A 26,823-nucleotide genomic window follows, 5' to 3' on the forward strand; every position below is an offset into this window, starting at 1 on the left:
GAGAATGTCCGCATGGCGACGACGACGGGTCCGATGACGCCCTTCGGGGCCGAGCTCCGGCGGCTGCGGATGGAAAAGGGCTGGACGCTGAACGACCTCTCCAAGGAGGTCCATTTCAGCAAGGGGCATTTGAGCAAGGTGGAGAACGGCCATAAGGCCGCCTCCCATGAATTCGCCCGGACCTGCGACAACGCGCTCGGCGCGGGCGGGCGGCTGGCCGCACTCGTGCAGGGCGGGCGGACCCCTCAGTCCGCCGCCGGGACCGCCCCGGACGGCGTCTTCCCCGCGCCGTCCGGGGCGGAGCACGGCCTCGGCGGGGAGGCCTTCGGCATGGGCGCGGCGTCCATCCTCGGGCTGGGCCCCGACGGGCGGACGCAGCGGCCCGCCCTGCGCTCCCCGGACGTCCTGGCCCCGTTCCGCCTGCTCTTCGACCAGCTCCGCGCGGTGGGGCGGAGCACCGGACCGTCCTCGGTACTGCCCACCGTGGTCGCGCAGACCCAGGCGCTCACCCGCCTCGCCGAGCGCTCCGCGGCGGAGCCGCGGAGGGCCGCCCTGCTCCTCGCCTCGCGCAACGCCGAGTACGGCGGCTGGATGGCCCAGGAGAACGGCGACGACCGCGCCGCCCTGTGGTGGACCGGCCACGCGGTCCGGCTGGCCGAGGCCGCCGGGGACCCCGAACTCCGCGGGTACGCGCTGGTCCGGCGGGCCTGCGTCGCGATGTACGCGCACGACGGCACGGGCACCGTCGCGCTGGCCCGGCAGGCCCAGGCGGACCGGTCGCTGTCGCACCGGGTCCGGGCCATCGCCGCCGAGCGGGAGGCCCAGGGGCACGCCCTCCTCGGGGACGAGGTCGGCTGCTTCCGCTCCCTGGAGCGCGCCGCGGCGTCGGGCGAGCGGGCCGGCGGCGAGGAGGACGAGCGGCCCCGGCTGGGGTCGGGCATCCCCGACCGGCTCGGCGCCGTCGCCGGCTGGTGCCTGTACGACCTGGGCCGGCCCGCCGACGCGGCGGCCCGGCTGGACGGGGTCTTCGCCGGTCTGCCCGGCGACGCCGGCCGCGCCCGGGCCCGGTTCGGGATGCGGCTGGCACTGGCCCACGCCGGCGCGGGCGACACCGACCGCGCCTGCGCGCTGGCCGACGAGCTGATCGAGGATGTGGAGGCCGTCGACTCCGCGACCATCGCCCATGACGTGCGGCTGCTGGTGCGCACCCTGAAGCGGCGCCCCGGCGACCCCGCGGTCCGCGGCCTGGCCCCGCGCCTGGCCCAGGTCCTGCACCGCTCGGCCTGACCCGCCCGGCCGCGAAAAGCCCTCCCTGGACCCCGGGCGGTGGTCTTGGTGTTGTTGCCGTCCCGACCCGGGTCGGGACGGCAACAACACCAAGACCACCGGGGAAAAGCGAGGAACGGAAGACACCCCGACCAGGCCCGGCGCCCCACAGAGTGAAGGCTCAAACCAGCAGCGACGGCAGGGACAGGGACAGGGACAGGGACAGGGACAGGGCGGAGGCGATCACCCGGGCGCGGCGCCTCGCGAAGCGAAGGTTCAAGACGGGCAGCGACGGCAGAGGTGGGGCGGGGCCAGGCGCTTCACCCGGGCGCGGCGTCTCACGGGGCTGAGGTTCAAGCGGGCGGCGACGGCGGGAAGGGGACCGGCCGGTCGGCCGGGCCCGGCGCCCCACAGGGCAAAAGTCCAAGCAGGCGGCAACGGCACAGGCAGGGGCGGGGCGCAGGTCTCACCCGGGCGCGGCGCCTCACAGGGCCAGGGGTTCAAGCGGGCAGCGACGGCGGGAAGGGGACCGGCCGGTCGGCCGGGCGCGGCGCCTCGCGGGGCGGGGGTTCAAACCGGCGGCGAGGGCGGGGGCGGCGTGTGCTCCCGGCGGGAGGCGGCGGCGCCCCGGCGAAGGCAGGGTGGGCCGCCCGCCCGGGCCCACCAGGGTGGTTTTATCCCGCACGCCGGGTTTGTGGCGGGGGCCGGACGGGGGTGGGGGCGCCCTGCGCACCTGCGCGGCACCCCGATTGCATCTACCAGCGAGCAGTAAGCCCCGAGGCCCCCACCGCCCCCTCCCCGGTCACCCGGAGTGGCCAAGGCGGGCCTTCCCGGCAGGGCAAATACGACATCTCGCCCCCGCCCCTGCTCTTCTCGGGTTCCGGCCCCCTGCCTTCCGGTCCGGCGGGCGGCCCGAAGCCCTGATCACCGGCCCGGATCGGCCCCGTCCGGGCCCCTGGAGGGCCGATCCGGGCCCGGGATGCGCGCCCGGGAATCACCGGGGTGCTCTCGCGGTGCGCAGACCACCCCACCCCACCATCACCCTGCGTATTCACCCAGGTCAGGGGTGGGGGTGCGGTTTCCCGGCGGCCGGCCCCGGCGCCCGAGGCGACGCGGGCACGGCGACCCCGCCCCCCGACCCCGCCCCGCGAGGTGCCGCGCCCGGCTGGAGCGCCCGACCGCGCCCCTACCGGCGCCGTCGCCGCCGCTCTGAGCCTTCACCCCGCGAGGCGCCGCGCCCGGGCGAGGACCTCCGCCCCGCTCTCTCCTCCACCGCCGCCGCCTGCTTGAGCCTTCGCTCCGCGAGGCGCCGCACCCGACCGGCCGGCCCCTCTCCTTGCCGTCGCTGCTGGCCTGAACCTCCGCCCCCGCGAGGCGCCGCGCCCGGGTGATCGCCTTCGCCCCGCCCCTACCGGCGCCGTCGCTGCCGGTCTGAGCCTTCGCTTTGTGGGGTGCCGCACCCGGGCGGGGTGGGGGGATGGGGTGGGATCGTCCAGGGGCGGGGCTGGGGCTGTGCCCCGGGGCGGGGAGGCCCGTCCTGCCGCCCCGCCCCGAAGTCCTGCCGCCGCCCGTCTCGGCCGGCCGTCTCAGCCGCCCGGGTGGGCGGTGCCGTTCAGGCCGGGCGGCGCCCCGCCGCCGGGGGCGGCCGGCGGTTCGGCCCCGCCGCCGGGCGGCTCCGCGCCACCGGCCCCGGGCGGTGCGGCGCCGCCCGCCGGGTGCACGGTGAGGTCGGGCGTCTCGTACTTCTCGCGCAGCAGCGCGGACAGGCCGGCCTGGCCGTGCTCGCGGAGCAGGCGGGCGAACCGGTCGGTGAAGGCGTCCTGCTCCTCCTCGCCCCGCTCCGATCCGACCTTGTCGACCAGCGTGCTGCCGGCCTCCAGCAGCGGGTCGGCCCCCTCCGGGGCATCCGGCAGCGGCTCGGCGGCGCTCTTCCCGCTCGCGACCTCGGAGAGCCGGGTCAGCGGGCCGATCAGCCGGACCGCCTCCTGCACCCGCCCCTGGTTGGCGAAGAGCCACCACACCACGGCACCGGCCGGGCTGGCCAGTACGTCGTCCTGGAAGTAGCGGCGCCGGTCCCGTGCCTCACCCCACTCGTGCTCGCGCACCTCCTTGTCCTTGCGGATGGTGGCCATCTGCATCAGGCGCCGGGCGTCCTCCTCCGGCAGGACGATCTCCACACCCGTGGCGCACAGCTCCACGCCTTCATGCTCCAGCCGGACCGGCCGCCCCAGCACGGAGGCGAGCCCGTAGGCCGCGACGCCCACCTGCTCCGGAGGCTGACGGGAGGTGAACTCCTCCGCCCGGCGCAGGACCGACTCGCAGGCCGCGGCCATCCGCCCCTCGTCCGGCGGGGCGCCGCCGGTGACATCGCCCACCTCGACCAGCGCGGAGAACAGGCAGGGGTAGTCCTCCTTCGCGGTCGCCAGTGGGACCCCGGAGATCCGGTGCGCCCGAACGGTGTCGGCGGACGGGCGCGGATGCTCCGCCCCGCCGCCGAAGAAGGCTCCGTCTCCCTTGCCGATGCCGGCCATCAGCACCACGAAGGCCACCAGCAGAGCCAGTGCCAGCAGCACCAGTGTCCACATGCCGCCGAGGGTCAGCAGGAGGATGACGGTCGCCACCGCGGCCGCCCCGCCGGCGGCGAGGGCCCTGTTCTTGTTCATCGTCGACTCACCACTCCGCTCGGGTTCCGGCGGCCGGTTCCGCGGCCGGCAGCAGCCCCTGCACCTCGTCGAGCATCCGGACCAGCTCGCCCGCCGCGCTCCGCAGCGCCTCGCCCTCATCGCCGGAGGCGGCCAGCAGCCGGCGCCGGGCGATCCCGTACAGCCGGCCCGCCGAGCCGGCCCGGTGCGCGCCGCGCGCCAGGAGCATCGGCAGGCCGGGCGGGGTCCACTCCGCCGCGCAGGCGCCGATCCACCGCTCGGCCGCGGTGCGCGGGTCGGCGGCGGGGTCGAGCGGCTCGGCCCCGGCCGCCCCGCCCTCCCGGATCAGCACGCCGATGATCGCGGCGGCGTCCTCCCGGGCCTCCGGGTCGCGCAGCGGGTGGCGCTCCGCACCGGGCCCCTCCAGCCGGCCCGGGTCGGTGAGCAGCGCCGCCACCGCCAGGTCCTGCGGGCGCGGCCGGGACCGGTTCTCCAGCACCCAGCGCACCCGGTGGGTCAGGTGGCGGAGGCGCTCGGGGCCGTCGGCGAGGGCGAGCAGCCCGTCCGCCGCGGCCCGCCGGACCGCGGGGTCGCCGTGCCGGGCCAGGCGCTGCAGGCGCACCACCGCCTCCTCCGGCCAGGTCTCGGCGACGGTGCCGCAGCAGACCGCGATGAGCACCTGGGCCAGCGGGGACGGCAGGCCGGGGGTACCGGCCCAGCGGTAGATCCGGCGGCGCGTCCGCCGCGCGACGGCGCCGCCGCGGTCGTGCGCCTCGGTCAGGGCGTAGGCGGCCTGCGGCGCGGTCTCCGAGCGCCTGCCCCACTCCCAGACCCGGCCGAACAGCTCCTCGGTGCGGTCGGTGCGCAGGCACTGGCGGACGAAGCGCCGGGCGAGGGCGTCGCGCTCGCTCCCCGTGGTCGAGGGGGCGGCGATCAGGCCGTCGATCCAGGCGCGGAACTCGCCGACCAGGTCGGGGTACTCGTCCCAGAACCGGTCGCAGACCGCTTCCGCCAGGCCGAACCGCTGGAAGGCGACCGCGTGGTCCTCGCCGACGGTCACCTCCAGCCGGCGCAGCAGGGTCCGGAAGCCGGTCCGCTCCAACCGGGGCCGCTCCGGCTCCGGCGCGTCCAGCCGGGCGAACAGGGCGCGCGCGGCGTCGGCCACCGCCTCCGCCCGGAACCCGTCGAGCATCGCCGCGGCCAGCAGGACCGTCCTCTGCCAGGTCTCGGGGAGCCCGGCGATCTGCTCTCCGGCCTCCTCTCCCCGGTCGGCCAGCGCCTCCAGGGCGGTGCCCAGCCGCTCCCGGAGCGGGGCGCCGGGCCTCTCCCGCCCCACCGCCTGCACCAGCCTGGCCAGCTCGGCGATCTCGCCCATCCCGGCCGTGGCGGCCCATTCCAGGGCTCCGCCGTCCCGCGCCTCCTGCTCGGAGTAGGCGACCCCGCGCGACCTCAGGTGGCGCTGGAGGACCAGCGCCCCGTCGGGCCGCCCGAGGTCGACCAGGAACCGGGCGAACTCCTGCCCCAGCGCGCTCTTCTCCTCCTGCCGGATGACCAGGACGAGGTGGGCGCCGTGCTCCTGGACCGCGTGCCGGTAGCTTTCCAGGCCCGCCCTGACCTCGCCGAACAGCCCGCGGTCGTCCCCGGTCAGGTCGACCAGGACCCGGTCGCCCGGCTGCAGGTCCCGCTCGTTCAGGACGGGCGGGGCGTCCGCCTCCCCGGGGTCGCCCTCGGGGAGTTCGCGGAGCCGGCCGCGGCCGTCGCCCATGGCGTCGAGCAGCATGAGCGCGGTGCTGCGCCGCCCGCACCCGGCCTCGGCGCAGAGGATCGCGGTGCGCCCGGGTGAGCCGAGCAGCCGCTTCGCCTCCTGGTAGCCGGGGCCGGCGACGAACTGGCGGGAGAGGGCCGCCGCCTGGTCGTCGGTGATCAGGCGGGGCGAGCGGCGCGTCAGCCGCCCGCTGCCGTCCAGGTGGAAGGCGCTGTCCGCGACGAGCGGGGAGGCGACGAGGGAGGAGTAGAAGGTGTTCACCTGGGTGCCGCTGCCGTGGTGTGCGGGCCCGGCGGAGGCGCCGATCGCGGTCGCCGGGGGCGGGGGGTCCGGCTCCGGTTCCGGGGCCGGCGGGGCGGGGGGCAGCGGGTCCGCGGCCGCGGCGGGCCCGGTCTCCGCGGTCTCCTCGACCGCGCTCATTCGCCCTGCTCCCGGGCGCCCTTCCGGCCGTGCACGTCCACGCCGAGCCGGCCGCCGTCCTTGTTGTCGCCGGCCACGTAGTTCACCCCGTCGCCGTTGAACTGCGGCCCGTTGACCTGGGGCCCGTTCACCTGGTCGCCCTGGATCTGGGTACCGATCCGGGTCCCCACCTGGTCGCCCTGGATCTGGGTGCCGATCTGCGCGCCGTTGACCTGGTCGCCGGTTCCGGTGTGCACCGGGCCGTGGGAGCTGCCGATGACCGTCCCCCCGTCGGCCGCCGCCTGGCCGATTCCGCCCCGCCGGTACTCGTTGACGGTGTGCGCCTGGCTGACGGCGTGCGCCCGCCCGCCGACCGTGTTCCGCACCCGGGCGCCGTCCGCCTTCTCCTCCCCGGCGGGCGCCCGGCGGGCCAGGCCTGGCACCAGCTCGGCGACGGTCTCCGCGAGCCGCCCGATGTCGGCTTCGGCGTTGCGGTGGTTGAGCCTGCGGTACTGGCAGCGGCCCAGGGCGGCGATGTCCTCGGGGAGCGCCCCCTCGGGCAGCCGCCCGGCGCTGCCGACGAGGACCGGGACCACGGTGATCCCGTAGGCGAAGGCCTCGGCGATCTCCCGGCGCGTCCAGTCGTCCGGATCGTCCAGCGCCCTGCCGCCCTCCCTGCCGGGGGCGTCCAGCCAGCGCGGCCCGATGACCGCGAGGAGCAGGTCGCAGCGGTGCACGGCACGCAGCAGGGCCCGCTCGAAGTCCTCTCCCGGGCGGATCGACTTGCTGGCGCGGAAGATCTCGTCCGCCCCGAAGCGGGCGGAGAGCTCCCGTTCGACGAGTGTCGCGCTCGCCTCCTCATCGCTGGATCGGTAATTGACGAAAACGCTGTTCAAACCGTTTTCTCCTCGTCTGTCGTCTCAGGGCAGGGGGAGCGGTTCCGGAGGAACGGCGAGGCCGTTCGGACCGGCCCGATTGAATTCTTCCTCGAGCAGCGGGAGAAGACAGTGAAAACGGAGGATTTTCCCGATCCCTCCGCAACAGGAAACGGGAAACGGCGGTGGCCGGCGCAGAACAGGGACTGCCCGGATCATGCCGGATCGCGTTCTTTCATCTTGATTCGCGCGAGCGCGCGGAGGCGGGCGGGGCGGAGCCCGGCGGGCCGGCCCGGACCGCCGGGAGACCGGCGGCCGGGGAGGGGCCCGGCCGCCGGTTCAGCCGCCGATATAGGCCGCGAGGTGCCGGCCGGTGAGGGTGGTGCGGTCCGCGGCGAGGGCGGCGGGGGTGCCCTCGAAGACGACGCGGCCGCCGTCGTGGCCGGCGCCGGGGCCGAGGTCGATGATCCAGTCGGCGTGCGCCATGACCGCCTGGTGGTGCTCGATGACGATGACCGACTTGCCGGAGTCGACCAGCCGGTCGAGCAGGGCGAGGAGCTGCTCGACGTCGGCGAGGTGCAGGCCCGTGGTGGGCTCGTCGAGGACGTAGACGCCGCCGTCCTCGGCCATGTGCACGGCCAGTTTGAGCCGCTGCCGCTCGCCGCCGGAGAGCGTGGTGAGCGGCTGGCCGAGGCGGAGGTAGCCGAGACCGACGTCGGACAGGCGGGTGAGGACGGCGTGCGCCGCCGGCGTGCGCGCCTCGCCGGAGCCGAAGAACTCCTCCGCCTCGGCCACCGACATCGCCAGCACTTCGCCGATGTCGCGGCCGCCGAGGCGGTACTCCAGCACCGACGCCTGGTAGCGCCGCCCCTCGCACTCCTCGCAGGTGCTCGCGACGCTGACCATCACCGCCAGGTCCGTGTAGACCACGCCGGCGCCGTTGCAGACCGGGCAGGCGCCCTCGGAGTTGGCGCTGAACAGCGCCGGCTTCACGCCGTTGGCCTTCGCGAACGCCTTGCGGACCGGGTCGAGCAGCCCGGTGTAGGTCGCCGGGTTGCTCCGCCGCGAACCGCGGATCGGGCTCTGGTCGATCGAGACGACGCCGGCGCCCTCCCCCGCCTCGCGGCGCAGCGACTCGTGCACCAGCGAGCTCTTGCCGGAGCCGGCGACGCCGGTGACGACGGTGAGCACCCCCAGCGGGACGTCCACGTCGACGTCGCGCAGGTTGTGCGCGTTCGCGCCGCGGATCTCCAGGGCCCCGGCGGGCGTGCGCACCTCCTCCTTGAGGGCGGCCCGGTCGTCGAGGTGGCGGCCGGTGACGGTGCCGGAGGACCGCAGCCCCTGGACGGTGCCCTCGTAGCAGACGGTGCCGCCCTCCGTGCCGGCGCCGGGGCCGAGGTCGACCACGTGGTCGGCGATGGCGATCGTCTCCGGCTCGTGCTCCACCACCAGCACCGTGTTGCCCTTGTCGCGCAGCCGCAGCAGCAGGTCGTTCATCCGCTGGATGTCGTGCGGGTGCAGGCCGGTGGTGGGCTCGTCGAAGACGTAGGTGGCGTCGGTGAGCGAGGAGCCGAGGTGGCGGATCATCTTGGTGCGCTGCGCCTCGCCGCCGGAGAGCGTGCCCGCCGGCCGGTCGAGCGAGAGGTAGCCCAGTCCGATCTCGGTGAACGAGTCGAGGGTCCGCTGCAGGTTGGCCAGGAGCGGCGCCACGGACGGCTCGTCCAGGCCGCGGACCCACTCGGCCAGGTCGCTGATCTGCATCGCGCACGCGTCCGCGATGCTCTTCCCCGCGATCTTGGAGGACCGGGCCGCCTCGCTGAGCCGGGTCCCCTCGCACGCCGGGCAGGCGGTGAAGGTCACAGCCTGGTCCACGAAGGCCCGGATGTGTGGCTGCATCGCCTCCCGGTCCTTGGACAGGAACGACTTCCGGATCCTGGGGATCAGCCCCTCGTAGGTGAGGGTGGAGCCCTCCACCTTCACCTTGACCGGCTCGTGGTGGAGGAAGTCGCGCATCTCCCGCTCGGTGAAGTCGCGGATCGGCTTGTCCGGGTCGAGGAGGCCCGACGCGGCGTAGGTACGCACCGTCCACCAGCTGTCCGACTTCCACCCGGGGATGGTGAACGCGCCCTCGCTGATCGACTTGGAGTCGTCGTAGAGCCGGGTGAGGTCGAAGTCGGTGACGGAGCCCCGGCCCTCGCACTCGGTGCACATGCCGCCGGTGCGGCTGAACGTCTGCTTGACCGCCTTCTTGGCGCCGCGCTCGACGGTGATCGCGCCGCTCGCCCGGACCGAGGCGGTGTTGAAGGAGAACGCGTGCGGCGGGCCGATGTGCGGGTCGCCGAGCCGGCTGAACAGGATCCGCAGCATCGCGTTGACGTCGGTGGCGGTGCCGACCGTGGACCGGGGGTCGGCGCCCATCCGCTGCTGGTCGACGATGATCGCGGTGGTCAGCCCGTCCAGGACGTCGACCTCGGGCCGCGCCATCGACGGCATGAAGCCCTGTACGAAGGCGCTGTAGGTCTCGTTGATCAGCCGCTGGGACTCGGCGGCGATCGTGTTGAACACCAGCGAGGTCTTCCCCGAACCGGACACGCCGGTGAACACCGTCAGCCGGCGCTTCGGGATCTCGATGCCGACGTCCTTGAGGTTGTTCTCCCGCGCGCCGTACACGCGGATCATGTCGTGGCTGTCGGCCACGTGCGGCGCGGGCGCCTGCCCGTCGGTCCTGTCGGCCATGTTCTCCGTCTCTCCATCCGTGGGGCGGGCCGCCTGCGCGGCCCCTGGTCCGGTCCGCCCCGGGCTGCCGAGGCGGGGCGTCAGACCGACCAGCGGCCGCCGCGCATCAGCTCGCGCCCGGCCATCTCGTTCACCTCGCGCCAGGCCTGGATGCGGCGCGGGGTGATGCGGAACCACAGGTAGGCCCCCTCCCCGGCGCGCGGGTCGAAGCCGGCCCGCTCGGCGAACCGGTCGGCCCGGTCCTTCGGCAGCTCGCCCATCCCGATGACCTCGACGCCGCCCTCGACCATGGTCACGTCGCGGGTGTGGCCCAGCCCCACCCGGGCCGCCCGGGTGGCGGCCATGTTCCTACCGGTCGGGCTGTCCGCCGGGGTGGACACCAGCAGCGCCTCCCCGTCCCAGTCGAAGGAGAGCGGCACCAGGTGCGGTACGCCCTCGGGGGAGGCGGTGGCCACCCAGGCGTCGGTGTCGCCGCCGAGCCGGTGCTCGGTGTCGCGGCGGCGCCGGGCGCCGGGGCGGGGCGCGGGCAGGGGCTGGGGGTCGGCCGCCATCGGCGCGGTTCTCCTCGGGGACGGTGTCGGGCAGGGGACGGCGGGCGGTCCGCCGACGGGTGCGGGCCGTGCCGGGGCGCGGCCCGCGCGGGTCGCGGGCGCCGGCGGTTCAGCCGCGTTCTTGGATCCGGATCAGGTTGCCCGCGGGGTCGCGGAAGGCGCAGTCGCGGACGCCGTAGGGCTGGTCGATCGGCTCCTGGACGACCTCGGCGCCGGTGGCCTGCAGCCGGTCGAAGGTGCCGTCCAGGTCCGGGGTGGCCAGCAGCAGGCTCGCGTAGGTGCCCTTGGCCATCATCTCGGCGACGGTGCGCCGCTCCTCCTCGGTGAGGCCGGGGTTGGCCGACGGCGGGTCAAGGACGATGGAGGTGCCGGGCTGGTCGGCGGGGCCGACCGTGATCCAGCGCTTCTTGCCCCTGCCGACGTCGCCGCGGACCTCGAAGCCGAGGCCGTCCCGGTAGAAGGCCAGCGAGGCCTCCGGGTCGTCGTGCGGAAGGAAACTGGCGTGAATGCTGATGTCCATGCCGGTCAGACTAGTTTCGCGCCGGTGCCGCGCGCTTCTCGATTCCTGACCGGTCTGGTCACCTGCTTCGCCACGCAGGCCGGCATCCCCTCGGTGGCGCGCGATTCCTCCCGCCGGTAGGTGCTGGGCGGCACGCCGACCAGCTCGGTGAAGCGGGTGCTGAAGGTGCCCAGCGACGAGCAGCCGACCGCGAAGCAGACCTCGGTGACGCTCATGTCGCCGCGGCGCAGCAGCGCCATCGCGCGCTCGATCCGCCGCGTCATCAGGTAGGAGTAGGGCGATTCGCCGTAGGCGCGCTTGAACCGCCGGCTGAGGTGGCCGGCCGACATGTTCGCGCCGCGGGCGAGCGCCTCGACGTCCAGCGGCTGCGCGTACTCCCGGTCGATCCGGTCCCGGACCCGGCGCAGCAAGGCGAGGTCGCGCAGTTGTCGTTCCCTGTCGGTTTCACCGCTCACCTGCCTGATCGTGCCATGCCCCGCCGACATCGCCCAGCGCCGCCCCCGGCGCCGTCGCCGCCTCGAAGCCGGTCGAGACGGCGGCGGCGCCGAGATCGGCGCCTTGCGGGGGCGGCCGGGGTCAGACGATCTCGCCGCGGCGGGCGACCACCCGGCCGGCCTTCACCACCAGGTCCCGGGGCGGGCAGGCGGCGACCGCCTCGGCGGCGTTGCGGACGTCGATCACCACCAGGTCGGCGCGGTCGCCCTCGGCCAGGCCCAGGCCCTCGAAGCCGACCACCCGGGCGCCGCCGTAAGTGGCGGCGTGCAGCGCCTGCTCGATGTCCTCGTCGCGCACCGCGCCGCCGCCCTGCGCCTGGCGCAGCGCGCGCTCCAGGACGTCGCCGGTGCCGTAGGGGCTCCACAGGTCGCGCACGCCGTCGTTGCCCAGCGCCACCGGGACCCCGGCGGCGCGCAGGTCGGCCAGGGGCAGCAGCCGCCCGGCGGGGGCGATGGTGGCCAGGCCGATCCCGGCGCCGGCCAGCCCGTCGATGAGCCGGGTGCGCACCTCCGGTTCGGCGTCGGAGAGCGCGAAGCCGTGGCTGATGGTGACCCGACCGGCCAGTCCGGTCACCCGGGCCCGCTCGATGATCAGCTCGTACTCCCAGGCTCCCAGCGTGCCCCGGTCGTGCAGGTGCACGTCGACCCCGGCACCGTGCCGCTCGGCCAGGCCGAAGACGGTGTCGAGGTGGCGCACCGGGTCGCGGTCCAGCCCCGCCGGGTCGATGCCGCCGACGGTCTCCACCCCCTCCCTGAGCGCCTGCTCCATCAGCCGCTCGGTGCCGGGGCTGGTCAGCAGCCCGGTCTGCGGGAAGGCCACTAGATCCGCGGTGATCCGGCCGTCCAGTCGGCGCAGCGCTTCGCGCACCGCCTCCACCGCGTCCAGCCCCAGCCCGGGGTCGACGTCCACGTGCGAGCGGGTGTGCACGGTGCCCAGCGCCACCATGTTGCGGAGCAGCGCGGCGATCTTGTCCGGGTCGGGGACGCCCGCCTCGGCGCGCCTGCCGCGGCCGTGCGCGATCCGCCCGGCCAGCCCGGGGGCAGCCGCGTTGGGCACCCACGGCCCGCCCCACAGCGTCTTGTCCACGTGGGCGTGGCCGTCGACGAACCCGGGCACCACCAGTCGGCCGGCGATGTCCTCGGTGTGCGCGGCGGCGTCCGCCACCCGTCCCTCGTCGGAGACCCGGGCGATCCGCCCGTCCCGGACCAGCACGTCGGCGAGGCCGTCGCGCCCCCACAGATGGGCGCGGCGGAGCAGCAGGTCGTTCATCGGTTCCTTCCGTGAATCGGCGTCGGTCTCGGCGCCGCCGCCGTCTCAAGGCCGGTCGGGACGGCGGCGCCGAGGTCGACGCCTTGGGGGTGGGTCCTCACTTCGCGCCGGCGTCGCGGAGGATCCGGGCGATCTCGTCGGCCCCGGAGGACTCGGCGTGGCCCAGCGGGGTCACCCCGTCCCGGTCGGCCAGGCCGGGGTCGGCTCCGGCGTCCAGCAGCACCCGCACCACCTCCTGGTGGTCGGGGCCGCCGTCGCCGAGGATCACCGCCTCCAGCAGGCCGGTCCAGCCGAGGTCGTTGACGTGGTCCACGTCGACGTCGGTGCGGCGCAGCACCTCCCGGACGTAGCCGGCGTGGCCGCGCTCGCAGGCCGGGATGACGGCGGTGCCGCCGAACCGGTTGGTCAGCGCGGTGTCCGGGCCGGGGTCGGCCTCCAGCAGCACGTCCAGCATCGCCGTGCTGCCGGTGACGCCGGTGACCAGGAACGGGGTGTCGCTCCTCCGGTCCACCGCGTTCACGTCCGCCCCCGCCCCGACCAGCGTCCGGGCCGCCTCGACGCGGTCGCCGTCGGCGGCCAGCAGCAGCGCGGTGCGTTCCTCCCCGTCCCGCGCCTCGATCCGGGCGCCGCCGGCGAGCGCGTCCGCGACCGCCTCCGCGTCGCCGTCCCGCGCCGCGCCGAGCAGCGCCTCGTCCGCCGTGCTCCGGGCCATGCCCCCGCCCTCCCCTTCGCGCTCGGTTCCCCGTCCGGCACCGCATCCGGCCGCGATCAGACCGGCGGCGAGCAGCAGCAGGCTACGCCGCCGGACCGTCCGGGCCCCGCCCAGCCCCATCCGGCTCCCCCTTCCCCCGATTCCGCTCCGCTCCGGGCCGGTCAGCCCTCGAAGTTCTCCAGCGCCTCCAGCGCGGCCTCGGCGATCTCCTCGTCGATCGAGCCGTCGGGGGCGCCGCCCACGCCGATGCCGGCGATCGGGGCGCCGCCGGAGGCCACCGGCACGCCGCCCGGCAGGAACAGGGTGCCGGGCAGGTCGGCGATGGTGGGGCCGTCGCCGGTGGCGCCCTCGGTGAGCTTGCCGGTGGGCTGCCCCATCGCGACGGCGGTGTAGGCCTTCTGCTCGGCCGACTCCTGGGTCTGCGGCCCGGCGTTCTCGGTCTTGAGCACCATCCGCACCGAGCCCGAGCGGTCCACGATGGCGATGCTGACCTGCTGCTCCTGCTCGCGCGCCTCGGCCAGGCCCGCCTCGGCGGCCGCGGACAGCGCCTCGCCGGTCAGCACGTCGCGCTGCTCCACGGCCTGCGCGGCGGCGTCGGCCACCGCGGCGGCGGGGGCGCCCGGCGCGCCCTCGGGCAGCGCGGTGGCGACGATCCCGCCGACGACGGCCAGGCCGGCGGCGCCGCCCGCGACGGTGGCGATGAGGTGGTTGCGCTTCATGTCGTCTTCTCCGTTCCGGTCATCCTTGCGACACCCCCAAGACTCCCTCCGGAACGGCCCCGCGGCAGCGGGCGAACGGAGCAGCCCGCCGCCCCGAACGGAGGAGTCCGCTCGTCATCCGATCGGACGACGCCGATACTGGGAGGCGTGGGCAGGATGGGGAGGGTGTCTCCGACGGATTCCGCGCCCGGGGCGGGCGCCTCCCCGGCCCGCGACCGCGGCGCCGGGCGCGACCGGGTGGGCAGCCCGTGGCTCAACGCCGCCATGCACGCCGGGTTCTTCACCGTGATGGCGGCCTCTGCGGCCCGGCTGGTGGTCCGGCACCAACTCGACGCGCACACCCTGGCCTCGCTGGAGCTGGCCGGGCTGGTCGCGCTGCTCTACGCGGCGGGCGTGCTGCTGTGGGGCACGGTGCACCGGGCGGTGCTGATCGGCTGGTACGCCGCACTGCTGGTGTGCTGGATCGCCCTGGTGCTGATGGCCCCCTCGTTCGGGTTCGCCGCCATACCGCTGCTCTTCCTGGCACTGCGGCTGCTGCCGACCCCCGCGGCGGTCGCGGTGGCGGCGCTGCTCGCCGCGGGCGCCGGCGGCGCCTGGGCGATGCTGACCGACGTCCGCGACCCCAGCGTCTTCCTGGTGCCCCCGGCGGTCGCCGGGATGGTCACCGCCACCGTCGTCGAGCTGCGCAGGGAGAGCGAGAGGCGCCGCCGCACCATCGACGACCTGCTGCGCACCCGCGGCGAGCTGGCCGCGTCCAACCGCCGCACCGGGGTACTGGAGGAGCGGGAGCGGCTGGCCCGGGAGATCCACGACACCGTCGCCCAGGGGCTGTCCAGTACCGGCATGCTGCTGCGCGCCGCCGACCGGGCCTGGGAATCCGACCCGGAGCGGGCCCGCATGCTGGTCCGGCGGGCCGCCGAGGGCGTCCGGGAGAACCTGGCCGAGGCGCGGGCGTTCGTACAGGGCAGAGGGCCGGTCCCGCTGGAGCGCGACTCGCTGGAGGAGACGCTGGCCGGGCTCTGCTCCACACTGTCCGCGGAGACCGGCATCGACGCCCGGTTCCACTGCGAGGAGGGCGTCGGCGGGATCCCGCAGCGGGTCCGCGCGGCCCTGCTGCGGATCGCCCAGGGGGCGCTGGCCAACGTGCGCGAGCACTCCGGGGCGGGCAGGGTGGTGGTCACCCTGGCCCGGATCGGTGACCGGGTGGTGCTGGACGTCATCGACGACGGGGCCGGGTTCGACTCGGGCGCCCCGGAGCCCGGCGCCGGGCGGGGCCACGGCCTGGCGTCGTCCCGCGCCCGCGCCGAGGAGCTGGGCGGCGAGCTGACCGTGGAGAGCGCCCCCGGCGAGGGCACCGGCGTCTCGGCGTCCCTCCCGGTGCAGGAGGACGGATGAAGCGGCACCCGAAGGACCAGTACGAGGGTGAGGAAGCGTGAAGCTGTTCCTGGTGGACGACCACCCGATCGTGCGGTCCGGCCTGACCGCGCTCTTCGCCGACGAGGAGGACATCGAGATCGCCGGCGAGGCCGCCAACGGCGCGGACGCGGTCCGGCTGATCGCGCTGCGCCGCCCCGACGTGGTCCTGATGGACCTGCGGCTCACCGGCGACATGGATGGCGTGCAGACCACCCGGCGGGTCCGCGCCCTGCCCGACCCGCCCCGGGTGCTGGTGCTGACCACCTACGAGAGCGACACCGACATCATCCGCGCGATCGACGCCGGCGCCTCCGGCTACCTGCTCAAGGACAGCCCGCCGGAACGCCTCTTCGACGCGGTGCGCGAGGTGGGCCGCGGCGAGACGGTCCTCTCCCCGCCGGTCGCCGCCCGCCTGATGCACCGCGTCCGCGACCCGCTGCCCGCTCTGACCCCGCGCGAGCTGGAGATCGTCCGCCTCTTGGCCGAGGGCTCGGGGAACAAGGAGATCGCCAAACGCCTCTTCGTCACCGAGGCCACGGTCAAGACCCACCTGCGCCGCATCTACACCAAGCTGGACGTGGACACCCGCACGGCGGCGGTCCGGGCGGCGGTGGACCGGTCCCTGATCCGGCTGGACTGACCCGCGCCCTCCCCCAACGATCGCGACGTTGCGGCCCCACCGCGCCACTCCGGCCAAGCGCGGCGCCTCGCGGAGTGCAGGTCAAGACGGGCGGCGACGGCGCCGGTGGGGGCGGGGCAGAGGTGGTCGCCCGGGCGCGGCGCCTCGCGGGGTGAAGGCTCAGACCGGCGGCGACGGCGCAGGCAGGAACCGCACCGGCCGGTCGGTCGGGTGCGGCGCCTCGCGGGGCGGGGCCGGGGGCGGGGTCGCCGTGCCCGCGTCGCCTCGGGCGCCGGGGGGCGGCCACCGGGGAAACCGCACCCCCACCCCTGACCTGGGTGAATACGCAGGGTGATGGTGGGGTGGGGTGGCCTGCGCACCGCGAGAGCACCCCGGTGATTCCCGGGCGCGCATCCCGGCCCGGATCGGCCCTCCAGGGGCCCGGACGGGGCCGATCCGGGCCGGTGATCAGGGCTTCGGGCCGCCCGCCGGACCGGAAGGCAGGGGGCCGGAACCCGAGAAGAGCAGGGGCGGGGGCGAGATGTCGTATTTGCCCTGCCGGGAAGGCCCGCCTTGGCCACTCCGGGTGACCGGGGAGGGGGCGGTGGGGGCCTCGGGGCTTACTACTCGCTGGTAGACGCAATCGGGGTGCCGCACAGGTGCGCAGGGCGCCCCCACCCCCGCCCGACCCCCCGCCACAAACCCGGCGTGCGGGACAAAACCACCCTGGTGGGCCCGGGCGGGCGGCCCACCCTGCCTTCGCCGGGGCGCCGCCGCCTCCCGCCGGGAGCACGCGCCGCCCCCGGCCGGTGAACGGCGGCGCCCGCCCCGCTCCCGCCCTCGCCGCCCGCTTGAACCCTGGCCCCGCGAGACGCCGCGCCCGGGTGAGACCTGCGCCCCGCCCCCACCGCTGCCGTCGCCGCCCGCTTGACCCCTGGCCCTGTGAGGCGCCGCGCCCGGCCAGTGTCCGCCCCCTGGCCCTGCCTGTGCCGTTGCCGCCTGCTTGGACCTTCGCCCCGTGGGGCGCCGGGCCCGACCGACCGGCCGGTCCCCTTTCCGCCGTCGCCGCTGGTTTAAACCTTCGCTTCGCGAGGCGCCGCGCCCGGGTGAAGCGCCGGCCCCGCCCCACCTCTGCCGTCGCCGCCCGTCTTGAACCTTCGCCCCGCGAGGCGCCGGGCCCGACCGACCGGCCGGTCCCCCTCCCGCCGTCGCCGCCGGTTTGAACCTCAGCCCCTTGGGGCGCCGCACCCGGGTGAAGCCTGTTCAGCGGCTTCCTCCCAGTGCTGCGCCCCTGCCCGCTCAGCCGTCGCCATGGCCTGGCGGTAGTGGTCCACCGCCCTGTCCTCATCTCCCAGGGCAGTGGCCAGGTCACCCAGGTAATGGGCGACCGGCCGAAGAGTGAGCATCCCCGTCCCCGCGCCCGCGACTTCTTCTTCGGCCGGGAGCAGGCGGGCATACGCGCGCTCCATCACCGCCCGCTCCCCCAGTTCGATCGCCGCCAGGGCCTCCAGGCAGGTGAGCGCCTCCAGCAGCAGGTCGGCGGGCGGCCGCTCCGGCAGTGAGCGGAGCCGGGCGCGGGCCGCCTCCCGGTCGCCCCTCCCCAGTTCCGCCAAGGGCTCGACCCACGCGCGGTAGGGCCCCCAGTCCTCCGCCGGGTCGACCGACGCGGCGCCGGCGCCGCCGGTCTGCAGCCGCAGGCAGAGCAGGGCCAGCGGGAGCAGGCCCCTCTCCACCCCCGCCATCCCGCTTCCGGCGAGCCGGGCGGAGGCCGTGCGGTAGCCCGCCTCCGCCTCCTGCGTCCTCCCCGCGACGGCCAGGCGCAGCAGTCGGTACCAGTCGGTGAAGACACCGGCCAGCGGCAGCCCGTGCTCGGCGGCCAGCCGATCGACCGCCGCAGCGTGCTCATCCGCCGGCGCGAAGTCCGCGCGGGCCGAACAGGCCTGGACCAGCACCAGCCTTCCCAGCACCTCGAAGGGGACCAGTCCGCCGCCCCTCCGGGCGGCGAGGTCCATCAGCTCCTCGCCGATTCGCGCCCGCTCCGCCGCCAGGCCCGCCCGGTGGAAGGACTGCATGAAGCGGCCGTTGAGGGCGAGCGCGAGCAGCCCGGGGTCGCCGCACGCGCGGGCGAGCTCCTCCGCTTCCCGGGCGGCCTCCCGGGCGTTGTCCCGCCCGCGTCCGCCGGCCGTTCCGCGCGACTCCATGGCGACGGCGCTGAGCAGCCTGCTCCGGGCCGCCCGCTCCCCCTCCGGCAGCGCGGCGGCGCTCCGCTCGGCGGCCTCGACGACCTGGCGGGACAGCTCCTCGTCGTCGTTGCGCGGCCAGTTCGCCGGGACCTCGAACGCGCCGACGACCTCGGCGGTCAGCATCGGGTCGCCGATCCGCTCGGCGGCGGCGACCGCCCGTCCCCGCTGGGCGCGGGCGCGCTCCAGGCCACCGGTGACCGCCAGCGCCCGCGCCGCTCCCATCGCGGCCTCCAGCCGCTCCCGGGCCGGGCCGTCCGAGCGCTCCAGCGCCTGTTCGGCGCCCCGCCAGAGCCGGGCCGCCTCGTGCGGGGCGAACCTCCGCTCGGCCTGCTCGGCTGCGGCGCGGGCGTAGCGCGCGGCGCGCGGGGCGGCGTCCCGTCCGGCGGCGCGGAGGAAGTGGTGCGCCAGGGCGGCGGGGTCGCCGGGGCGCAGCCGCTCCAGCGCCTCCCCGGTCTGGAGGTGCAGTCGGGCCCGGCGCAGCGGGGAGACGTCCTCGTAGAGCGCCTCGCGCACCAGGTCGTGGGCGAAGCGGAACCGGTCGGGGCCGTCCTCGACCGCGAAGCCCGCCCGGCCCGCGTCCTCGGCCGCGCGGAGCGCCGGTTCCTCGCCGACCAGATCGGCGAGCAGGTCGATGTCGACCTCCCGGCCGATCACCGCGGCGCGGGCGAGCACCGCGCGGACCTCTTCGGGGAGGGCGGCCATCCGGTGCCGGACCACGTCGCGGACGCCGGCGGGGACCGCTGCGAGCGCGTCGGGGCCGGCCTCGCCGAGCAGGCGGGCGAGCTCGCCGGCGAAGAACGGGTTGCCGCCGCTGCGCCGGGCGACGGCCCGGACCTGCTCGGGTCCGGCGTCCGGGCCCGCCTCGGCGCGGACCAGGTCGGCGACGGCGCCGGCGGGGAGGCCGCCGAGGTGGACGCGGACCGGTTCGGCGCGGGCGAGGCGCCCCAGGGCGGCGGTCAGCGCGGCGGGGATGCCGGTGGAGCGGTGCGCGGCCAGCAGCAGGACGGGGCCCGGCGGCGCCTCCTCGACCAGGGCGGTCAGCGCTTCCAGGGTCTCCTCGCCGGCCCACTGGAGGTCGTCCAGGACGACCAGGACCGGCCGCCGGGCGGCGGCCGCCGCCAGCCGCGCGGCGACCGCCCGGCCGAGCCGGAAGGGGGACCCCGCCTTCCCCGGAACCGGGGAGCCGAGGCCGGCCGGGGCGGTCGCGGGATCACGTTGGAGGCCTTCCCCTTCGGTGCGGCGGTCTCCTTCCCCGGCCCTTCCGGGGGAGGCCGCCCGCTCCGATCCGCCGGGCCCCGCTCCCCGCGATCCGGCCTGGCCGACCGCGCCGCCCCCTGCGTCCGGCACCTGCCGGTCCGCCGCTTCGGGGGCGGACCCGGCGGCGCCGGCCCGCTCCATGCCGGGGGCCTCCGGCGGGTGACACCGGGCGGAGTGCTCCGCTCCCTCTCCTCCGCCGTCCCGCCCGGCCGGGCGGAGGCCTCCCCCCGTCTGCGGGGCGGGCGGCCCGCCGGGGGCGTGAGCCCCGGGCCGGCCGGCCGCGTCCTCCGGCGCGGCCCCGCCGGCGCGCTCTTCCGCCCCGGTGGCGGCGGTGCCCTCGCCGGGGAGGGCGTCGAGGATGCGGAACCACGGCCATGCCGGGGGCACGCCGGTGTTCTCCGGGTTGGGGCCGAACGCGGCCGCCCAGTCCCGGGCCGTGAGGCGCGCGGCCAGGGCCTCGGCGAGGGCGGTCTTGCCCGCCCCGGCCTCCCCGCTGACCAGGACGGGGACGAGGCGGTTGCGGTTCCGGGCGCGCCGGGCGGCCTCTTCCAGGCGGCGCAGTTCGCGGTCGCGGCCGAAGAGCTCCGGGGCGTGCCGCTCGGCCTCTGCCGCGGGCTCCGCCCCCGCCGCCCCCGCCGTCTCCGGTCTCTCCGCCGCACCCGCAGGGGCCGGCGAAGGCTCCGAGGACGCCGCCCGCCGCTCCTCCCCCGGGGCCGGGAGCAGGGCCGGGTCCTGGGCCAGGATGTCGGCCTCCAGCCTGCGCAGCCGCGGGCCGGGGTCCAGCCCCAGCCCGTCGGCGAGGGATGTGCGGGCCCGGCGCAGTGCGGCGAGCGCCTCGCCCTGTCCGGCGGTCCGGTAGAGCCCGAGGGCCAGCAGCCGCCAGCCGTCCTCGCGGTGCGGGTGCTCGGCGGTGTGCTGCTGGAGGGCGGGCACCGCCTCCTCGGCGCGGCCCAGCTCCAGTGCGGCGCGGGCGCGCAGCTCCACGGCGATCACCCGGCGCCCTTCCAGGCGGGCGGCCTCTCCGCGCGCCCACTCCCGGTCGGCGAACTCGGCGTAGGCGGGGCCGCGCCACAGCCGGAGTGCGCCGTCGAGCAGTGCGAGCGCCCGCTCTGCGCCGTCCGCCCCGGGGGCGAGCAGGTCCCCGGCCTCGTCGGCGGCGGCCTCGAAGCGGCGGGCGTCGACGTCCCGTGCCTGCGCGCGCAGCGCGTACCCGGGCGGGACGGTGACCAGCAGCCGGGCGGGGGCGCGCGGCGGCCGGTCGGGCTCCAGGGCGCGGCGGAGGTCGGCGATGAAGGTCCGGACGGCGCCGACCGCGTTCCGGGGCGGGTCGCCCTCCCACAGGTCGGCGATGAGGCGGTCGAGCGGGACCACCCGGCCGCGGGCGGCCAGCAGGCGGGCCAGCACCGCGCGGTGCACCGGCCCCTTGAGCGCGACCGGGCCGCGCCCGTCCGAGGCCCGCACCGGTCCGAGGACGCCGAACTCCACTGCTTCCGTCCCCCGTTCGGTCCTTTCCGCCCTGGTCAATCTATCCCTGCGGGCCGGGCGGGCGCGCCCGCTGACCCGCTGCTGACCGGCCGCTGATCGGGCGGGCCGAGACTCACCGCATGACCTCGAACGGCGACGAGAGGACCGGAATGGGGACCGAGGCGAAGAGCGGGGCGGGGACCGGGGCGGAGCTCCGGATCGACGGGTTCGACCACCAGCGGGTGCCGGTGGCCGACGGCGTGGCGCTGAACGCGGCGGTGGGCGGCTCGGGGAGTCCGATCGTGCTGCTGCACGGCTTCCCGCAGACCCACCTGATGTGGCGGCACGTGGCCGCCGACCTGGCGGCCGACCACACCGTGATCGTCCCCGACCTGCGCGGCTACGGGGCGAGCGACAAGCCCGCGGAGGCCGGGGAGAACTACTCCAAGCGGACGATGGCGGCCGACACGGTGGCGCTGGCGCGGGCGTTCGGGCACGAGCGGTTCGCGCTGGCCGGGCACGACCGGGGCGCGCTGGTCGCCTTCCGCGCGGGGCTGGACCACCCGGACCGGGTCAGCGGGCTGGCGATCCTGGACGTGCTGCCGACCCTGGACATGTGGGAGGTGATGCGGGGCGCCTCGGCGGCGGTCGGGTTCCACCTGTACCTGATGGCCCAGCCGCCCGGCCTGCCGGAGCGGATGATCTCGGCCGCGCCGGACGACTTCTTCGGGCACTTCCTGGACGCCTGGTCCCGCGACCCGGCCGCTCTTCCGGCGGATGTGCGGGCCGCCTACCTGAAGGCGTCCCGGGAGGCGGTCGACTCGATCGTCGCCGACTACCGCGCCTCGGCCGGGGCGGACATCGCCCACGACGAGGAGGACCGCCGCGCCGGGAACCGGCTGCGGATGCCGGTCACCGTCCTCCAGCAGGACTGGGGCGCGGCCCTGGGGTACGACGCGGCGGGGGTCTGGCGCGCGTGGGCCGACGACCTGGACCACCGCACCGTCACCTGCGGCCACTTCATGCCCGAGGAGGCCCCGGCGGAGGTCACCGCGGCCCTGCGCGACCTGCTGGGCCGGGCGGAGGGGGATTCGTGAGGGTGTGACGGGGGCGGGGCCCGCACCGGACTCGGGGCGGGCCCGCCCGGCGGCCCCCGGGCGATGATCTTGGGGCTATCAGAGCGCTCTGATGGGCCCGCAACGTCAAGATCATCGGGGGAAGGGCGGGGAGGCGGGTGTTCTTCCGCGCCCGCCGCCTTTCCCGTCAACGATCTCGGGGCCGCCTCCGGCGGCGCGGCGGGATCGCGCCGCCCGGGGGCGCCCCGCCGGTCACAGCGCCGTGAAACGCAGTCCGGGGGCGACTTCGCTCGGGGTCAGGAAGGCCAGTTCGCTGGTGGCGATGGGGCCGCGGAGGTAGCCGCCGAAGCAGGTCTGCGTTCCGCCGCTCGTGGTCAGCCGCAGTCCGCACATCGCGAAGTGGTCCGGCGCCCCGCCGTCCTCCGGCTCGCGGCCGATGGCCTCGACACCGGTGATCGGTTCGGTCACCAGGGATCTCAGCGGGTGGCCCGGGGCGGCGCTCGCGATGGGCGTGCGCCGGGAGAAACCGCTGTACCAGGGGCTCTCCGACATCGCCCGCGCCGGGTCGGCGATGAATATGAGGTTTCCCCGGCCCTCCTCCATGTCGATCAGCCACTCCTCCCCGGCGCCGCCGAGGAGCATGACGACGCCGTATTCGGTGCGGGGCTCCTCTTCGAGCTCGTGGTCGTGCAGGCGGAGCACGGCTCGGAGGCGCCGGCCCAGGAGCCGCCGGGCCGACCGCTCGTTCCCGGGCAGGTAGTCGTGGACGCTCACGCGCTCGACCCTGCCACCGGAGGGGGAGGCGGGGCATCCCCTTTTCCAGGGGCGTCCCTCAAGGGGCGGCGGAGTCGGGCAGCGGCCGCCGGTCGGCCCTCGGGGCCGCCGCCTTCCGCAACTCCGCCGCGAGCTCGCCCCACTTCGGCAGCCGGGCGTCCTGCGGAGCGTCCGGGTCGTACAGCACCGTGACCGCCGGCATCGATTCCAGCGTCTCCAGGGAGCGCTGGAAGGCCGGGTGCGCGGCGAGCTGGGGCTTGCAGCTCGGGACCACGACGGTGGGCACCCCGTAGCCGGCCATTTCGCAGAGCAGGCCGATGGCGAAGCAGTCGGCGATGCCCTGGGCGAACTTGTTGGTGGAGTTGAAGGTGAGCGGGCAGGCCAGCACCGCGTCCGGCGGCGGCAGGGACGTGCCGGTGCCGGGCAGCCGGTACTCCACCCGGACCTGCTCGCCGGTCAGCTCGGCCAGCCGCTCGGGCCGGTGGAACCGGGTGCCGTCGGGGGTGGACAGCACGGTGACGCTCCAGCCGTCGTCCTGGAGCAGCTCCACCAGTTCCGGTACGCCCTCGGGCGCCATCGCGCCGGAGACGACCAGGTAGAGCGTCGGGGCAGCCGGGGGATTCGCCATGGGGCAAGTGTAAGAGGGCGCCCCGCGCCGGGGCGGGGGCGGGCGCGATGACGCTGCGGGCGCCCCCCTTTCGCGGCTCTTCAGCCGAGCCGCTCGGCCAGTCCGGTGACGATGCCCTCGGGGCCGCGGACGTAGCAGAGCCGGTAGGCCTCCTCGAACCGGGCGATCTCGCCGACGAGCTCGGCGCCGATCGCGCGCAGGCGGGCGACGGTCTCCTCGATGTCGTCGACGGCGAACATGATGCGGCGGATGCCCAGCGTGTTCACCGGGGCGTCCGCCGGCTGCGGGGCGACCGCCTCCGGCGCGTGGAACTTCGCCAGCTCGATCCGGGCGCCGCCGTCCGGGGTCCGCAGCATGGCGACGTCCTGCCGGGCGCCGTCGATCCCGATGACGCGGTCCACCCAGCGGCCCTCGACCGGCCCCCTGCCTTCGAGTTCCAGGCCGAGTTCCACGAAGAACGCGATGACGGCGTCCATGTCCTCGACGACGATGAGGACGTTGTCCATCCGCTGAATCGCCATGCCCCCGAGCATAGGGGCGTACGCTTCCCGAGCGGCGGATCTTCGGCCCCCGATCCGCGCGGGCGGCGGGATCACCGCCCCGGATGCGGGCGCCCGCGCGCCACTACGATACTTTGAGTTACTTTTCGACTACTTTCAGTCATCTAGTTCGCGTCCGTCCGGGCGCTCGGCTGGAAGGGGTCGCCGTGATCCGCTCTGCGCGCATCCGTCCGCTGCGAGCCGTGGCCGCGGGGGCCGCCGCGATGCTGGTCGCGTCGTCCCTGACCGCTCCACCCGCCCGGGCCGCGGAGAAGGACGTGCCGGTCGCCGTGGGGGTGCGGCTGTCCTCGCTGGCGTCCCCGGCCACCGGCGGGCGGGAGGACACCTCGCTGCTCACCGTCGAACTCGGCGGCGAGGACGGCGCCCAGGTGGAGTACCTGGACGCGGGGGCGGTGGCCGCGACCGCGACCGTGCCGGAGATGGCCGGGGCGCTCACCGCGCCGGCCGGGCGGGACGTGGTGGCGGCCGCCAACGGCGACTTCTTCGACATCGGGGCCACCGGCGCCCCGCGCGGGGCCGCGATGCGGGACGGTGAAGCCCTGAAGTCGCCCACCGGCGACCGGGTGGAGGCCGCGGTCTTCGGCGAGGACGGGACCGGGCGGATCGGCACCGTCCGCTTCGAGGGCACCGCCGACCTGCCGAGCGGCGAGGTGGGGCTGGACGCGCTCAACGCACACGTCGTCCCGGACGGCGGGCTGGGACTGTACACGCCCGAGTGGGGCGACCGCTCCCGGAAGGGCGCGGCGAAGGGGGCGAAGCGGGTGGCCGAGGCGGTCGTCGCCGGCGACGTCGTGCGCGAGGTGCGCGACGGCGCGGGCGGCGGGGCGATCGAGGAGGGGACCGAGGTCCTGGTGGGCCTGGGGAAGGCCGCCGACCGGGTGGCCGGGCTGGAGAAGGGCGACGCGGTGTCGGTGGACTACCGGCTGGACGCCGGCGGGCCGGCGCGGACCGTCATCGGCGGCCACCGGGTACTGGTCCGCGACGGCGCCCCGACCGGGGCGAGCGACGGGGCCCGGCACCCGCGCACCGCGATCGGCTTCTCCGCCGACGGCCGGAGGATGTTCCTGGCCGCCGTGGACGGGCGGATCTCCGGCGTCCCCGGCGCGACCCTGCCGGAGGTGGCCCGGATGCTCGCCGACGCCGGCGCCGACCAGGCGCTGGAGCTGGACGGCGGCGGCTCCTCCGCGCTGCTCGCCCGCTCCCCGGGCAAGGACGGGCTGAAGAAGCGCAACCGCAACGGCGGGGACAGGGAGCGGCCCGTCCCCAACGGCCTGGCGGTCACCGCGGTCTCCGGCGACGCACTGGCCGCCGGCCCGGGGCCGGTCCCGCCGCCGCGCGCGCTGCCCCGCTCCGGGGGCCCGCTCGCGGCGGACGCGCCCCGGGTGCCTGCGCCGGCGGCGCGCTGACCCGCCCGCGCGGCGCCGTCGGGGCCGGACCGGCCAGGGGTGCGCCCGGCCCCGCGCCCACCGCCGGCAGGACGCGTTCCGGACCACCGGTCGACGGCCGTGCCGCGGGTGCCGGCTTCCACCGGGCGGACCCGGGCCATGGCCTGCCCGGGTCCGCCCGGCGCCGGCTCACTGGATCAGGTCGGTGTGCGGATGTCCCCCGCCGGGGCAGGGATGGGCCGGGGAGTTCGGGCAGACGTAGATATGCAGGTGGTCGGCGCTGCCGACCTGGACCTCGGGCGGGTTCGACACATTGCCGCCGCCGCGTGCGGCGAGGTCCCGGTCCTCGTAGGGGATCCAGCCCGTGGTTCCGCCGTCCCATTCGCCCGACGCGATGGTCAGCAGCGGGGTCACCGCGGCGTCGCAGGCGATGCAGAACCGGGCGACGGGGTCGGTGCGGCCCCACGGGGGCCATCCGCCGACCTTCCAGCCGGGGGCCACGGGCAGCTCGCCCCCGTAGAAGGCCGACAGGTCGATCTCGTCGTGATCGCCCACTTCGGCGCCGGCCGCCCGGCGCGGGCGCGGTTCCGCCCGGTTGTCGCACCGGGCCCCTAGGGTGCGGGGATGAGCGATGAGCTGAAGCGGGCCGAGCAGGCCGTCGTCGCCTGGGGCAGGATCGAGGTCTGGCTGGAGGAGCACGCGCCGTGCAGCCGCCGGCGCCTTCCGGGGCCGGCCGCCGAGGAGGAGATCCGGGACGTCGAGCACCGGCTCGACCTGGTGATCCCCGCCGAGCTGCGGGCGTTCTATCTGCTCCGCAACGGCACCGGTCCGGCCTCCTGCTTCGACTGGCCGGTCTGGGGCGAACCGCGGCCGACCCCGGAGGAGCAGTGGGGCGGCTACCTGCTGCCCGACGGCGGGATCGGGCCGGTGGCGAAGCCGGCGCTCTGGTCAGGCGGGCCCGCCTCCCTCCGCCGCCGGAAGGACCCCCGGCTGCGCTACCTGCCGTTCGCCGCCACCGACCCGGACGGGCTCTACGGGCTGCTCATCGACTGCACCCCCGGCGAGGGGTACGGCCGGGTGGGCCGCTACGCGTCCGCCCTCGACCCGGCTCCGGGGCTCTGGCCGTCGCTCGCCGCCTACCTGGGCGAGGTCGCCGACGCCCTGGAGGAGCGCCGGAGCATCGAGGGGAGCGGCAGCGTCCCCGGCCTGGTGGGGCAGAGCCTCAGTTGGGGCTCGCCGAAGACGCCGGCGGAGGGCTGGAGGCCGCTCCCCGGGTAGGGGCGGGCGTCGGCGCCGCACCGGAGGGGCACGACCGAAACGGCGCACCCTGCATCAGCCGGTGGCGGTCCTCTCGTCAGAACCGGACGGCCGTCTCGATCGGCCCGGCAGGAGAACATGGGTCGGCGGAACGACGACCCGCCGCCCTGCTTCCGAACCGGCGGCCTTCGCTGC

At 76.4% G+C, this 26,823-nt stretch carries 21 protein-coding genes; 6 read left to right on the forward strand and 15 right to left on the reverse strand.

The window, feature by feature from the left end; genetic code table 11:
- Positions 1-12: 12 nt before the first annotated feature.
- A complete protein-coding gene (locus J0910_RS19650) occupies positions 13-1,287 on the forward strand; it encodes an NsdA family TPR-like regulatory protein (RefSeq protein ID WP_420160007.1) in 1,275 nt (424 codons plus the stop codon).
- Between the two features lie 1,565 nt (positions 1,288-2,852).
- On the opposite strand, the gene J0910_RS19655 is transcribed toward J0910_RS19650, so the two are convergent.
- The 10 genes from J0910_RS19655 to J0910_RS19700 all read right to left on the reverse strand — a co-directional run bounded on the left by J0910_RS19655 (position 2,853) and on the right by J0910_RS19700 (position 13,949).
- A complete protein-coding gene (locus J0910_RS19655; RefSeq protein ID WP_420160008.1) occupies positions 2,853-3,929 on the reverse strand; it encodes a hypothetical protein in 1,077 nt (358 codons plus the stop codon).
- Between the two features lie 7 nt (positions 3,930-3,936).
- A complete protein-coding gene (locus J0910_RS19660) occupies positions 3,937-6,093 on the reverse strand; it encodes a hypothetical protein (protein WP_420160009.1) in 2,157 nt (718 codons plus the stop codon).
- On the reverse strand, positions 6,090-6,968 hold the full coding sequence (locus J0910_RS19665; RefSeq protein ID WP_420160010.1) for a toll/interleukin-1 receptor domain-containing protein: 879 nt from the start codon (positions 6,966-6,968) through the stop codon (positions 6,090-6,092). The genes J0910_RS19660 and J0910_RS19665 overlap by 4 nt, the downstream gene beginning before the upstream one ends.
- Before the next feature lie 318 nt (positions 6,969-7,286).
- Positions 7,287-9,683, reverse strand: a complete 2,397-nt coding sequence (locus J0910_RS19670) for an ATP-binding cassette domain-containing protein (RefSeq protein ID WP_420160011.1) — start codon at positions 9,681-9,683, stop codon at positions 7,287-7,289.
- Between the two features lie 80 nt (positions 9,684-9,763).
- Positions 9,764-10,234 (reverse strand): pyridoxamine 5'-phosphate oxidase family protein, encoded by a 471-nt coding sequence (locus tag J0910_RS19675; protein ID WP_420160012.1) that lies wholly within the window; start codon positions 10,232-10,234, stop codon positions 9,764-9,766.
- 109 nt (positions 10,235-10,343) lie between these two features.
- The gene (locus J0910_RS19680) at positions 10,344-10,754 is read right to left on the reverse strand and encodes a VOC family protein (RefSeq protein ID WP_420160013.1); all 411 of its coding nucleotides are present in this window, start codon (positions 10,752-10,754) and stop codon (positions 10,344-10,346) included.
- Between the two features lie 5 nt (positions 10,755-10,759).
- Complete coding sequence (locus J0910_RS19685; protein WP_420160014.1) at positions 10,760-11,239, reverse strand: helix-turn-helix transcriptional regulator; 480 nt, start codon at positions 11,237-11,239, stop codon at positions 10,760-10,762.
- A 91-nt stretch (positions 11,240-11,330) separates the two neighbouring features.
- Positions 11,331-12,518, reverse strand: a complete 1,188-nt coding sequence (locus J0910_RS19690) for an amidohydrolase (protein WP_420160015.1) — start codon at positions 12,516-12,518, stop codon at positions 11,331-11,333.
- Between the two features lie 97 nt (positions 12,519-12,615).
- The gene (locus tag J0910_RS19695) at positions 12,616-13,230 is read right to left on the reverse strand and encodes an ankyrin repeat domain-containing protein (RefSeq protein ID WP_420160016.1); all 615 of its coding nucleotides are present in this window, start codon (positions 13,228-13,230) and stop codon (positions 12,616-12,618) included.
- A gap of 161 nt (positions 13,231-13,391) precedes the next feature.
- Positions 13,392-13,949, reverse strand: coding sequence for a GlcG/HbpS family heme-binding protein (locus J0910_RS19700; protein ID WP_420160017.1), 558 nt, complete (start codon positions 13,947-13,949; stop codon positions 13,392-13,394).
- A 156-nt stretch (positions 13,950-14,105) separates the two neighbouring features.
- On the opposite strand from J0910_RS19700, the gene J0910_RS19705 reads away from it, so the two are divergent.
- Together J0910_RS19705 and J0910_RS19710 are read left to right on the forward strand one after the other, a co-directional pair.
- Entirely contained in the window at positions 14,106-15,344 is a 1,239-nt protein-coding gene (locus J0910_RS19705) for a sensor histidine kinase (RefSeq protein ID WP_420160018.1), read from the forward strand.
- A 37-nt stretch (positions 15,345-15,381) separates the two neighbouring features.
- Positions 15,382-16,005: a response regulator gene (locus tag J0910_RS19710; RefSeq protein ID WP_420160019.1), complete on the forward strand. Its 624-nt coding sequence runs from the start codon at positions 15,382-15,384 to the stop codon at positions 16,003-16,005.
- A gap of 1,205 nt (positions 16,006-17,210) precedes the next feature.
- Here the strand turns inward: J0910_RS19710 and J0910_RS19715 are convergent.
- Complete coding sequence (locus tag J0910_RS19715) at positions 17,211-20,969, reverse strand: BTAD domain-containing putative transcriptional regulator (RefSeq protein ID WP_420160020.1); 3,759 nt, start codon at positions 20,967-20,969, stop codon at positions 17,211-17,213.
- A 149-nt stretch (positions 20,970-21,118) separates the two neighbouring features.
- Here J0910_RS19715 and J0910_RS19720 point away from each other — a divergent pair, with 149 nt between their 5' ends.
- Positions 21,119-22,045: an alpha/beta fold hydrolase gene (locus J0910_RS19720; RefSeq protein WP_420162025.1), complete on the forward strand. Its 927-nt coding sequence runs from the start codon at positions 21,119-21,121 to the stop codon at positions 22,043-22,045.
- Positions 22,046-22,276: 231 nt separating this feature from the next.
- Here the strand turns inward: J0910_RS19720 and J0910_RS19725 are convergent, their stop codons facing one another.
- The 3 genes from J0910_RS19725 to J0910_RS19735 form a co-directional block, all read right to left on the reverse strand.
- Positions 22,277-22,798, reverse strand: a complete 522-nt coding sequence (locus J0910_RS19725) for a hypothetical protein (RefSeq protein WP_420160021.1) — start codon at positions 22,796-22,798, stop codon at positions 22,277-22,279.
- Positions 22,799-22,856: 58 nt separating this feature from the next.
- Positions 22,857-23,426 carry a flavoprotein gene (locus J0910_RS19730; RefSeq protein ID WP_420160022.1) on the reverse strand — a complete coding sequence of 190 codons (570 nt, stop codon included), beginning with the start codon at positions 23,424-23,426 and terminating at the stop codon, positions 22,857-22,859.
- 80 nt (positions 23,427-23,506) lie between these two features.
- Positions 23,507-23,932, reverse strand: a complete 426-nt coding sequence (locus tag J0910_RS19735; RefSeq protein ID WP_474646608.1) for a VOC family protein — start codon at positions 23,930-23,932, stop codon at positions 23,507-23,509.
- A 200-nt stretch (positions 23,933-24,132) separates the two neighbouring features.
- Between J0910_RS19735 and J0910_RS19740 the strand changes: the two genes are divergently transcribed.
- Positions 24,133-25,392 (forward strand): phosphodiester glycosidase family protein, encoded by a 1,260-nt coding sequence (locus J0910_RS19740; protein ID WP_420160024.1) that lies wholly within the window; start codon positions 24,133-24,135, stop codon positions 25,390-25,392.
- A 168-nt stretch (positions 25,393-25,560) separates the two neighbouring features.
- On the opposite strand, the gene J0910_RS19745 is transcribed toward J0910_RS19740, so the two are convergent.
- Entirely contained in the window at positions 25,561-25,926 is a 366-nt protein-coding gene (locus J0910_RS19745; RefSeq protein WP_420160025.1) for a hypothetical protein, read from the reverse strand.
- 69 nt (positions 25,927-25,995) lie between these two features.
- On the opposite strand from J0910_RS19745, the gene J0910_RS19750 reads away from it, so the two are divergent.
- A complete protein-coding gene (locus tag J0910_RS19750) occupies positions 25,996-26,649 on the forward strand; it encodes an SMI1/KNR4 family protein (RefSeq protein WP_420160026.1) in 654 nt (217 codons plus the stop codon).
- The last annotated feature ends 174 nt before the right edge of the window (positions 26,650-26,823 follow it).

This window comes from Nocardiopsis oceanisediminis (assembly GCF_048595525.1).
GTDB classification, from domain to species: domain Bacteria; phylum Actinomycetota; class Actinomycetes; order Streptosporangiales; family Streptosporangiaceae; genus Nocardiopsis_A; species Nocardiopsis_A oceanisediminis.